Origin of the sequence: Salinarimonas sp. (genome assembly GCF_046292825.1) — a bacterium.
Taxonomy (GTDB): Bacteria; Pseudomonadota; Alphaproteobacteria; order Rhizobiales; family Beijerinckiaceae; genus Salinarimonas.
The window spans coordinates 1-8,211 of the sequence record NZ_JBKBQG010000082.1 but is presented as its reverse complement, the minus strand read 5'-3'; the positions used below and the strand labels follow the sequence as shown (position 1 = coordinate 8,211).

Sequence of the window (8,211 nt, the reverse complement as noted above, 5' to 3'; positions counted from 1 at the left end):
CGCCCCGTTCCGAAACGACTTGCCGCCGGGAGGACCCGGCGGCGACGGCGGACGTGTAGTCGCGCGCGGGGGCCGCGTCAAGCGGTTTCGCGCGAGGAGGGGAGGGCGCAAAGGGTTTGGGCGGAAGGGGTTCGGGGGATGTGGTACTGGGGTGCCGCGTTCACGCCCGCACGTAAGGCGGCTTGTCGAACCCCGCCGGCGACAGCGTGAAGATCTCGCAGCCGGTCTCGGTGACGCCCACCGTGTGCTCGAACTGGGCCGAGAGGGAGCGGTCGCGGGTGACCGCGGTCCAGCCGTCGGCGAGGACCTTCACGTGCGGGCGGCCGAGATTGATCATCGGCTCGATCGTGAAGATCATCCCGGCCTCCAGCGGCACGTCGTAGGACGGCTCGACGAAATGCAGGATGGTGGGCGCGTCGTGGAAGACGCGGCCGAGGCCGTGGCCGCAGAAATCGCGCACGACCGAGCAGCGCTCGCCCTCGGCATAGGACTGGATCGCCGCGCCGATCGCGTTCGTCGTCGCGCCGGGACGCACGGCGGCGATGCCGCGCATCAGCGATTCGTAGGTGATCTCGCACAGGCGCTCGGCCCGGCGCGGCACCTCGCCGACGAAGTACATCCGGCTCGAGTCGCCGTGCCAGCCGTCGACGATCAGCGTGATGTCGATGTTGAGGATGTCGCCCTCCCGCAACGGCTTGTCGTTGGGAATGCCGTGGCAGACGACGTGGTTGATCGAGGTGCAGATCGATTTCGGGAAGCCGCGGTAGTGCAAGGGCGCGGGATAGGCGCCGTGGTCCATCGCGAATTCGAAGACGACGCGGTCGAGCGTCTCGGTGGTGACGCCGGGCTCGACGAGGTCGACCACGAGATCGAGCGCGCGCGCGGTGAGCTGTCCGGCCTTGCGCATCGCCTCGAAGGCCTGGGGGCCGTGGATGGGCGGGGATTTCGCGGCGTTGCGGGTCTCGATCTGTCGCGTGTCGTCCAGGGTCATCGGGTCTCGTCCGTTCGTGTGGGCAGACCATAAGCGCTCGCACGCTCCGATCAAGCCGGGGATTTCGCAAGCGGCCCGCCGCGCCGCGCGCGCTCCGCCGCGCTTGCCCTTCGCGGGGGATGGTGTCATTCAGGCGCGGACCCGATCCGAGCCCGCAGCGAGCGACCCGATCCGCATGAGCGAGCCCGCGCCCTACGGCGCCTACACTCCCACCGGCCTCGTCGCCTGGCTGATCGCGCGGACCCGCGCCGCCTCCGGCGCCTGGGCCTCGCGACGGCTGTCCTTCCTGCTGCGCCGGATCGCCGTGCGTCGGCTGCGCGGCCGCCCGGTCGACATCGAGACGCTCGGCGCGCGCATGCGCCTCTACCCATACAACAATGTCTGCGAGAAGCGGATCCTGTTCACGCCGCAATTCTTCGACCCGCAGGAGCGCGCGCTGGTCGAGGAGCGGATCCGTCCCGGCTTCGTATTCATCGACATCGGCGCCAATGTCGGCGCCTATGCCTTGTTCGTCGCCGCGCACGCGGGCAACGATGCGCGGATCGTCGCGGTCGAGCCGCAGCCGGACGTCTTCGACCGCCTCATCTACAACATCCGCCTCAACGGCTTCTCCGTCAAAGCCATGGCCTGCGCGCTCGCCGACAAGCCCGGCGAGCTCACCCTCTTCCTCTCGCCGCGCAATTCGGGCGAGACCTCGATGAAGATCGTCCCCTCGGCCGTCGGCGCCGCCATCCGCGTGCCGGCCACCACGCTCGCCGATCTCGTTCGGGACGAAGGCTTCGAGCGGGTGGACGCGGTCAAGCTCGACGTCGAGGGCGCCGAGGACATCATCCTCGAGCCGTTCTTCCGCCAGGCTCCGGAGCATCTGTGGCCAAGCCTGCTGATCGTCGAGGACGGGACGGGCCGTTGGCAGATCGACCTGCCCCGCCTGCTCGCCGAGAAGGGCTACGTGCTTCTCGCCCACACGCGGCTCAACCTCGTCTTCGAGCGCGCGAAGGGCCGGCAGGGGCGAGACTGACGCCGCTTCAGCGCCGCGTCGCCTCGTCCGGATGCCGAGTGCCCAGCGCGCGATCGGCGCGCGCGTTGACGTTGCGCGTCGCTTGAGCGCTCCAGATCCCGAGCACCAGCACGAGCACGCCGACCGCGATGTCGTTCCACATCGGCGCAGCCAGGTTCGAATAGCCGAGCACGAAGGGCGCCGCGATCAGCCACGCGCCGATACCGGCGTTGGTGTAGCTCAAACCGACATTCTGCAGGATGCCGGACGTGCGGATGCCGCCGAGGACGACGATCAGGACGCCGCAGACGACGTCGTTCCACATCGGCGCGGGCAGCCCCGAATAGCCGAGGACGAACGGCGCGAGGATCAGCCACACGCCGATCCCGATATTCGTGTTCGTCGCGATCTTGGCCGATTGGATGGACTCCATGGTCTCTCTCCTTCGTGTTCGCCGACGAGAGGTCGCCGATGCCCCGCGCAACGCCGGCCGGTGACCGGAGTTCGCGGGGTGCGAAAGAGACCGGGAGGGGGCAGGACGGCGCAGCCGAACGCGGCGTCCGCTCAGGCCTTCAGCTCTGCGGATCGCGCTCGATCGTGGCTGCGAAGGCGCGGCCGGCGCGGGCGGAGGCTTCGGCGAGCCGGGCGAAATCGCCGATCGCGCCGGTCATCATGTCCCGGGCGAGCGCCGATTGCGCCGCGAGCGCCTCCGCGGGCGTGCGGCAGGAGGCGAGCCGGGCGGCCGCCCCGAGATGCCGCTCGAGCGGCGCGCGGGCCAGCGCCGACATCTCGCGGGAGAGCTGTCCCAGGCTCTCGGCGAGCTCGGACGGGGACCGCTCGGCAGCCGCGGCGCCGACCGGCGGGTGTGCGGTCGCCGAGACTGCCGGAGCGGCCGTCTCGGGCTGAGCGGCGGCGACCCAATCGTCGGCGTCGCGGCGGGAGCGCGCGGACGAAGCCGAACCCTGGACCCGGGCGGTGGAGGCGGGCTTGAACTGCACGACCTTCTTCGTCACGCTGCATCCTTTCGTTCACAGATGTCGACGATCGCCGCGACGAGCGCCGCGATCTCGCGCGCCGCTTCGCCGCGCGGCGCGGCCTCGGCGACCGAGAGCCCCTGCGCGGCGCTCTCCGCATAGACGACCCGCTGGCAGAGCGGCGGTTCGAGCACCGGCATCGCGAAGGGCTCGAGCGCGCTCGTCACGTCGCGGCCGATGGCGGAATTGCCGATCTTGCGGTTGATCACGAAGGCCCCGGCGAGCGCCTCCTTGTAGATGCGCGCCTCGCGCAGGAGCTCCACCGTCTCCTGCGCGGCCCAGACGTCGTAGGGCGAGGGCTGGACGGGGATCAGCACGGTGTCGCAGGCGAGGATGGCGGCGCGCGCGAGATCGTTGGCGCGCGGCGCGCCGTCGACGATCACGGCGTCGTAGCCGCGGGCGAGGGAAGGCAGGTCGCGGTGGAGCGTGGGCTTCGCCATGCCCACCACCGGAAAGAGCGGATCGCGGGTCCGCGCGCTCGACCAGGCGAGCGCCGAGCCCTGCGGATCGGCATCGATGAGGAGCACGCGCCGCCCCTCGCCGGCGAGGGTCGCGGCGATGTTCACGGCGATCGTGGTTTTGCCCACGCCGCCCTTCTGGTTGAGCACCCCGAGAATCATCGCGCCCACACCCGCACCGGATCGGACGTCAAGATAGCAGAGATCGTGGCGAAGGTGTGCCGAAAGCGCACGTTACGCAGGCGCGAGGCGGCACGACTTTCGGGCAATGCGCCCAAAGAATCCCTCCCGCGTAGGGGAGGGTGGCCTCCGAGGCGAAGGCGAACGAGGTCGGGTGGGGCCTCGCGCGCGGAGGATGATCTCCGCCCGGGCCCCGCCCGACCCCTGTCGCTGCGCTCCAGGGGCCGCCCTCCCCTCCGGGGAGGGATTACACCCGCCCCCAGCCGTAGAGCCAGTCGTAGCGGCGGGCCATGCCGTCGGCGCCGAGCCGCTTCATCACGAGGTCGCGGCCGATCGCGACGAGGCCGCCGGCATGGTAGATCCGCCCGTTCGCCCGCGCGGCCTTCTGCACCGCGAGCGCCCGCGGGCGACGCTCGTCCGCATAGGCGGCGAGCGCTGCGACGACGGCGCCGTCGTCGCGGCCGAGGCGGGCGGCGAGGCGCTCGGCATCCTCGATCGCGAGCGCGGCTCCCTGCGCGAGGAAGGGGAGGACCGGGTGGGCGGCGTCGCCGAGGAGCGCCACGCGCCCGCGCGCCATCGGGCCGGCGGGGCGGTCGGCGAGGGACCAGACGAGCCAGTCGTCGGGGATCGCGAGGAGCGCGGCGAGCTCTGGGGCGACCCGGTAGAAGCGCGCGCGCAGCTCGGAGGCCTCGCCCGGCGCCGACCAGCCCTCGACCGGCTCGCCCGCGCGCGTGACCGCGACGATGTTGAGGCGCTTCCCTCCCGCGATCGGGTAGTGCACGACATGCGCGTCGCGGGTCAGCCAGAGCGTCGTCTCGTCGCCGGCGAGCGCGCGCGGCGCGGCCTCGCGCGGGATCGTGGCGCGCCAGGCGTGGTAGCCGGTGAAGAGCGGCGCGCAGCGCTCCGGGCTCGTGCTCTCGACATGCGCGCGCAGCCGCGAGCGGACGCCGTCCGCCCCGATCGCGAGATCCGCCTCGAGCCGCTCGGACGCCCCGGCCTCCCGCCGCAGGGCGAGGGCGACGCCGCCTGCGGTCTCCTCCACGCCCTCGCAGGCGCGGCCCATCAGGAAGCGGATGCCGGGCCGCGAGCGGGCGGCGTCGAGCAGGATCGTCTGCAGGTCCGCGCGGTGGACGACGAGATAGGGCGCGCCGTAGCGCTTGCGCATGGCGGGGCCGAGCGCCATCGCGCCGATCTCGCGCCCGTTCGCGCCGGATCGGATCACGGCGCGGTCGGGCTCGGTGGCGGCGCGGGCGAGCGCGGGGCCGAGCCCCAGCCCGGCGAGCACGCGGCTCGCGTTCGGCGAGAGCTGCAGCCCGGCGCCGACCTCCGAGAAGCCGGTGCGGCGCTCGACGAGCGTCACCGAGAAGCCGGCGCGCGCGAGCGTCAGCGCGGCCGCGAGCCCGCCGATGCCGGCGCCGACGATCGCGGCCGTCCGATTCGTCATCTCAGCGCGCGGGCCCCGTCCGCGCCGTCTCGAGATCGGCCGGGCCGCCGGTCCAGAGGCATTCCGGCGGCTCGCTCTCGCCCGCCGCGAGCTTGGGATCGTAGCGGTAGAGCGTCGAGCAATAGGGGCAGATGATCTCGTCGTCGGCGCCCATGTCGAGGAATTCGTGCGGGTGGTCGAAAGGCGGGCTCGCCCCGATGCACATGAACTCCTTCGCGCCGGTGTGGATCACCGACACGCCCACGTCGTTCTGGAAGTGGGGTATCGTCTTCTCGGCCATCGTGCCTCGCGCTCCGCAGGTCTCGCGCCGGGGTGCCCCCCGCGCGGGCGGGACCATAGAGCGGGCGGGCGCGCTCCGCTAGGGTGTTGTCGCGGATGCGCGTGCGGTCTCGGGAAAGTCGCGGGTCGACCCCGGGCGGCGGCGCCCCTACGATCGTCGCTCCTGCCGAGACGCTTCCCCGGACCCGCCGTGACAGACATTCCCGTCCCCACCGAGACCCTGCGCATCCCGGGCCTCGCCGCCCCCGCCGAGATCGCCATCGACGCGTCCGGCATTCCGCATCTGCGCGCGGGATCGCTGCCCGATCTGTTCTTCCTCCAGGGCTTCAACGCCGCGCGCGATCGGCTCTGGCAGATCGATACCTGGCGCAAGCGCGGGCTCGGGCTCCTCGCCGCCGAGCTCGGACCGGGCTACGCGGCGCAGGACGAGGCCTCGCGGCTCCTCCTCTATCGCGGCGATCTCGACGCGGAATTCTCCGCCTACGCCCCGGACGCGCGGGAGATCTGCGAGGCCTTCGTCTCGGGGATCAACGCCTATGTCGACCTCGTCGCGCGCGAGCCGGAACGGCTGCCGCCGGAATTCGAGGCGCTCGGCACGCGTCCGGCGCGCTGGGAGGCAGCGGACGTCGTGCGCATCCGCAGCCACACGCTCACCCGCAACGTCCTCTCCGAGATCGTGCGCGCCAATCTCCTCGCCATCGGCGGCGACGAGGCGGGCGAGACGGCCGATCGCCTGCGCATGCGGCGCGAGCCTGACCGCGAGACCGAGCGCCCGGACGGGCTCGACTTCGCCGACGTGCCGCTCGAGGTCGCGCGAATCTTCAAGCTCGCCACCGCCCCCGTGACCTTCTCGCGCGCCCGGCTCGACGCGCGCCCCGACGAGGCGGAGCGCTGGAGCGACGTGACGCCGCTCGGCGAAGTCATCGCGCGGCAGGCGGGGGAGGGCTCCAACAATTGGGCGATCGCGGGCACGCGCACCGCGACGGGCCGGCCGATCCTCGCGAGCGATCCGCATCGGCGCTATCAGCTGCCTTCCCTGCGCTACCTCGTCCACCTCACCGCCCCGGGCTTCGACGCGATCGGCGCGGGCGAGCCCTGCGTGCCGGGCATCTCGCTCGGCCACAACGGCACGATCGCCTTCGGCATCACGATCCACTGCACCGATCAGGAGGATCTCTACGTCTACGAGACGCATCCCGACGATCCCGAGCTCTACCGCTACGGGGACGGCTGGGAGCGGATGCGGATCGTCGAGGAGGAGATCGCCGTGCGCGGGGCCGCACCGCGGATCGCGCGGCTGCGCTTCACGCGCCACGGCCCCGTTCTGCACGCCGACCCCGCGCTTCGCCGCGCCTTCGCGCTCCGCACGGTCTGGACCCATCCCGGCAGCGCGGCCTATCTCGCCGCGCTCTCCGCCATGCGCGCGCAGGATCGGGAGACCTTTCGCGAGAGCCTGCGCGGGTGGGGCGCGCCGGCGACGAACGTCGTCTATGCCGACGTCACCGGCGCGATCGCCTGGTTCGCCGTCGGCCACACGCCGATTCGCCCGAATTGGAGCGGGCTGACCCCCGTGCCGGGTGACGGGCGCTTCGAATGGGCGGGCTTCCGGCCGCTCGAGGAGATGCCCTCGAGCCTCGATCCGCAGGCGGGCTTCGTCGCGAGCGCGAACGAGATGAACCTGCCCGACGATTTCCTCGCGCGCGCCGACCCCACGGGCCGCGAATGGTTCGAGCCGAGCCGCGCGCAGCGCATCCGCGAGGTGCTCGACGGCGCCGCCGCGCATGCGCTGGAGGACAGCTGCGCGCTCCAGAGCGACGTGCTCTGCCTGCCCGCCCGGCGGCTCGCGTCCCGTCTCGCGGCGCTCGATCCGCTGGACGATGCCGATGCGGCGCGCGCGCTCGCGCTTCTCGCCGGCTGGGACCACCGGATGGACGCCGCCTCGGCGGGCGCGGCGCTCTACGAGCTGTGGCTCGCGCGGCATCTCAAGCCCGCGCTCCTCGCCGCACGCGTGCCCGATCCGAAGCTGCGGGCGCTGATCGCGCCGATGGACACGCGCGCGCTCCTCGACGAGGCCGAGATCGCCTCCGACGACGTCTGGCGCGAGACGCTCGCAGCCGCCTGGCGCGACGCCGCCGGGCGGATGGGGGCCGATCCCGGGGCGTGGGCGTGGGGGCGCCTGCACAGGCTCGAATACGTCCACCCGCTCGCGAACCTGCGGAGCGAGGGCCTCGCGGGAGAGGCGCTGGCGACGGCGCGTCTGGGGCCCTATCCGGCCTCCGGCAATTCCTCGACGCCGATGCTCGCCACCTACGACGAGGCGAATTTCTCCGTGATCATGGGCTCGCACGTGCGGCTCGTGATCGACGTCGGCGATTTCGACGCGAGCCTTTGCATGAACGATCCGGGCCAATCGGGCGATCCGCGCAGCCCCCATTTCGGGGATCTCGCGGAGGATCGCGGCGCCGGCCGATACCGCCCGCTGCCTTACGGTCGCGCGGCGGTGGATGCGGCGACGATCCGCCTCCTGCGGCTCGAGCCGGGCTGACGCGATGCGGCTCGTGCGACCTATCGTACCGCTTTGCTCTTGAGTTTGGTGGAAAACCCCTATAAGCGGGCGCCACCATAGGCCCGAGGCGCGCGCGTGCGTGGCTTGCGGGCCGTCGCCCTTATTTCGGCACCACGCAGGGAACGAGCGATGGCCAAGGAAAAGTTCGAACGCACGAAGCCGCACTGCAACATCGGCACGATCGGCCACGTCGACCACGGCAAGACGTCGCTGACGGCGGCGATCACGAAGGTGCTCGCCGAGACGGGCGGGGCCACGTTCA

The 8,211-nt window shown here is 72.2% G+C and carries 9 protein-coding genes; 3 read left to right on the top strand and 6 right to left on the bottom strand.

Going from position 1 to position 8,211, the window contains the following annotated elements; genetic code table 11:
* Positions 1–160: 160 nt before the first annotated feature.
* Positions 161–991 carry a type I methionyl aminopeptidase gene (gene map, locus ACK4UM_RS20620; RefSeq protein WP_409802838.1) on the bottom strand — a complete coding sequence of 277 codons (831 nt, stop codon included), beginning with the start codon at positions 989–991 and terminating at the stop codon, positions 161–163.
* Positions 992–1,166: 175 nt separating this feature from the next.
* Between map and ACK4UM_RS20615 the strand changes: the two genes are divergently transcribed.
* Positions 1,167–2,009, top strand: a complete 843-nt coding sequence (locus ACK4UM_RS20615) for an FkbM family methyltransferase (RefSeq protein WP_409802834.1) — start codon at positions 1,167–1,169, stop codon at positions 2,007–2,009.
* Positions 2,010–2,016: 7 nt separating this feature from the next.
* Here ACK4UM_RS20615 and ACK4UM_RS20610 read toward each other — a convergent pair whose 3' ends face one another.
* The 5 genes from ACK4UM_RS20610 to ACK4UM_RS20590 all read right to left on the bottom strand — a co-directional run bounded on the left by ACK4UM_RS20610 (position 2,017) and on the right by ACK4UM_RS20590 (position 5,384).
* A complete protein-coding gene (locus ACK4UM_RS20610; RefSeq protein WP_409802831.1) occupies positions 2,017–2,421 on the bottom strand; it encodes an SPW repeat protein in 405 nt (134 codons plus the stop codon).
* Positions 2,422–2,560: 139 nt separating this feature from the next.
* Complete coding sequence (locus tag ACK4UM_RS20605) at positions 2,561–3,001, bottom strand: phasin family protein (protein ID WP_409802827.1); 441 nt, start codon at positions 2,999–3,001, stop codon at positions 2,561–2,563.
* Positions 2,998–3,642: a ParA family partition ATPase gene (gene parA, locus ACK4UM_RS20600; RefSeq protein WP_409802841.1), complete on the bottom strand. Its 645-nt coding sequence runs from the start codon at positions 3,640–3,642 to the stop codon at positions 2,998–3,000. Before parA ends, ACK4UM_RS20605 begins: the two co-directional genes overlap by 4 nt.
* 265 nt (positions 3,643–3,907) lie before the next feature.
* A complete protein-coding gene (locus ACK4UM_RS20595) occupies positions 3,908–5,104 on the bottom strand; it encodes an FAD-dependent monooxygenase (protein WP_409802825.1) in 1,197 nt (398 codons plus the stop codon).
* 1 nt (position 5,105) lies between these two features.
* Positions 5,106–5,384 (bottom strand): zinc-finger domain-containing protein, encoded by a 279-nt coding sequence (locus ACK4UM_RS20590; protein WP_409802822.1) that lies wholly within the window; start codon positions 5,382–5,384, stop codon positions 5,106–5,108.
* A gap of 189 nt (positions 5,385–5,573) precedes the next feature.
* On the opposite strand from ACK4UM_RS20590, the gene ACK4UM_RS20585 reads away from it, so the two are divergent.
* Both ACK4UM_RS20585 and ACK4UM_RS20580 read left to right on the top strand, forming a co-directional pair.
* A complete protein-coding gene (locus tag ACK4UM_RS20585; protein WP_409802818.1) occupies positions 5,574–7,928 on the top strand; it encodes a penicillin acylase family protein in 2,355 nt (784 codons plus the stop codon).
* 150 nt (positions 7,929–8,078) lie between these two features.
* Positions 8,079–8,211 (top strand): GTP-binding protein (locus ACK4UM_RS20580; RefSeq protein ID WP_409801293.1); only part of this gene is annotated, 133 nt, incomplete at its 3' end.